2 protein-coding genes are annotated in these 2612 nt (G+C 33.7%); both read left to right on the top strand.

What is annotated here, in order from left to right:
- The first annotated feature begins 648 nt into the window (after positions 1-648).
- Positions 649-1110 carry a tRNA (cytidine(34)-2'-O)-methyltransferase gene (locus AFK68_RS02495; protein ID WP_094671366.1) on the top strand — a complete coding sequence of 154 codons (462 nt, stop codon included), beginning with the start codon at positions 649-651 and terminating at the stop codon, positions 1108-1110.
- Positions 1111-1158: 48 nt separating this feature from the next.
- The coding region (locus tag AFK68_RS02490) for a tRNA (cytidine(34)-2'-O)-methyltransferase (RefSeq protein ID WP_143437444.1) at positions 1159-1321 on the top strand (163 nt) is incomplete at its 5' end.
- Positions 1322-2612: the final 1291 nt, after the last annotated feature.

The raw sequence follows: 2612 nt of genomic DNA, 5'->3' as shown, positions 1-2612 counted from the left end.
ATATGAAGAAATTATCTGTTTGTTTAAGTAATATCATGTCCGTTTATATCCTTTGTGGAAAAGCTGGGGAAATATCTACCAGATTTAATGTTTTTTCTTCTCTTAAAGCTTCTTTCCTAAGATAACTAAACCATTCTTCCTTACTTTCGCCCTTACAATCCCGATGCTAAAGAACATGATGTAATTCATTTACAGCGATTGTCAATGGAAAAAAAACGTAAATCAAGCCCAAAATCAATCACTTCAGCAAATAATGAAAAGCTTAAATAATCCTAATTGATTCAGATCTTAATCCGATCATAATTTCCTTATTGAAGAATTAGGTAATTATGCTAAAGGAGAAACCCATAAATACAATATCAGAACTTACGCAGAGGTACTACATATAGAGTAAAAAAACTATAACGTTATAGTTTTGAACACTACATACATTGTCTTTGCGTAAGTCCTAAATATTTTACTTTAGTAGTTTTAAAGAAACAAAAATTACAAGGTTTCCCTTTTTAATTCACTATAACTATATATATAGTAAAAATTATATGGGTAAAAATATTCATCAAACCTTTTAGCTCACTATGATTTGATAGGTGTCAAAAAACCTTTTAGCTCACTATGATTTGATAGGTGTCAAAATATATCATTGATTTTATGCCTCAGATTGTCTTAGTCTATCCACAAATTCCACCAAATACAGGTAATGTTGCTCGTACTTGTGCTGCTACCGATACAGAACTACATTTAGTAGGGCCTTTGGGTTTTGAAATTAGCGATCGCTACTTAAAAAGGGCTGGTTTAGATTACTGGCCTTATGTAAAATTCAATTATCATCATAACCTCGAAGATTTTCAAAGCTATCATCAAGAACGAGGTGGAAGACTTATTGGCTTCAGTAAAAGGGGGGAGATTAATTATACAAAATTTCAATATCAAACAAATGATTGGCTATTGTTTGGTTCCGAAACTAATGGACTACCACAAGATGTCTTGGACTACTGTACTGAGACTCTCTACATACCCATGACACAACCAAAGGTTCGTAGTTTAAATCTTTCTGTTAGTGCTGCCTTGGGTTTGTTTGAAGCTAGGCGTCAATTGGGTTATCTGAGTTAGTAGGACTTACATAACTTTTAAGTCCAAGTTCAAGTCGCTCCGCGAAANGTTTGGTTCCGAAACTAATGGACTACCACAAGATGTCTTGGACTACTGTACTGAGACTCTCTACATACCCATGACACAACCAAAGGTTCGTAGTTTAAATCTTTCTGTTAGTGCTGCCTTGGGTTTGTTTGAAGCTAGGCGTCAATTGGGTTATCTGAGTTAGTAGGACTTACATAACTTTTAAGTCCAAGTTCAAGTCGCTCCGCGAAACATTCATGAGCTATTTGTTATTAACTCATTATCAAACCAGAAGGGAATTATTTTCACAAGGAGAATTAAAAGCTATGAATGAAATTGGTCATTACCTAGCCCCAGTCGTTCCTTGATTCTTTGAGCTGATAGTTGAATGCGAGCTAACTGAATGCTTACATTTGAGCAGGTATTTACTATTCAATTAGATATTACTTTTACTAAGAAAAATTAGTAAGAAAATAATCAGTTTCTGTTACTTATTCCTAAGAAATAGCATTCATAAAGCCATTCAAAATTTATTTCTCCTTTGCGCTGTGAAACCGAGGATGTAAATGTGTTAAACTACTATGTTTTGGGTGCATCTCAATTCTGAATAAAGCCAAGAATTTATCGCTTTTAGGGAACAGGGAACAGGAAAAAAGTATTTTTGCAAATATTGAGATGCACCCTATGTTTTTGTTTTTTATATGGTTAATATAACTGGTTAAATTTGAGATTATGTTCAATAATTGATAATTGATAATGGATAATTGATAATTACCTCTGGTTAAAACCGAGAGGATTAAAGATTGGGAAATATCATTTCTTTTTTTCCCCTTCAAAGGGGAGGCTTTAAACCACAATTATTTAATTAACAATTAATAATTAATAATTCGGTAAACTTTTGGGTAATTCATATATAGCAATCCTCCGCATATTCGTCGCAAAAATATTACTACTTTTTAGGGAACACTTAACAGGGAACAGGTGAGAGTTTAAACTTTTTTATTTACTTTTTAATTGCCCGCAAACTATGGGCGGATTGCTATATTCTGATTTCTGTTTCTTGCTGAAAAACTTAAGATTTAAAGCCTCTCATATCAAATCCGGTAGTATCGGTATAAAAAAAGCAGAGAAACTGGGTTTGTATCAAATGTCCTTGTACGGACGTTGCACAGGCAAAAATGCGTTTTCCGTTCCGGAATGCGGAGCATTCATGTCGGCGACAGCCGAAACATGTGGCGCAGCAAAACGTCCCTACCATTGACCTCCCACAAACCCGGTTTCTTGTTACTTTGAAGCAAGTGGATTTGATATCATTTTCAGGATAAAAAAACAAAAAAATTGCTTTTAACCAATCCTATTTTTTTTAACCAGACGTAATTATTAATTATTAATCATTGAATCGTATTTTTGTTTAATATCATGTCCGGATGATTAGGTATAAATAAAATATTTGGCGATCGAGAGGATATATTTTAATTTCTCCCCTACTCCCCTAC

Origin of the sequence: Hydrocoleum sp. CS-953 (assembly GCF_002260545.1) — a bacterium.
Lineage (GTDB): Bacteria > Cyanobacteriota > Cyanobacteriia > Cyanobacteriales > Microcoleaceae > Trichodesmium.
This window is presented reverse-complemented; position numbering and strand designations above follow the sequence as displayed.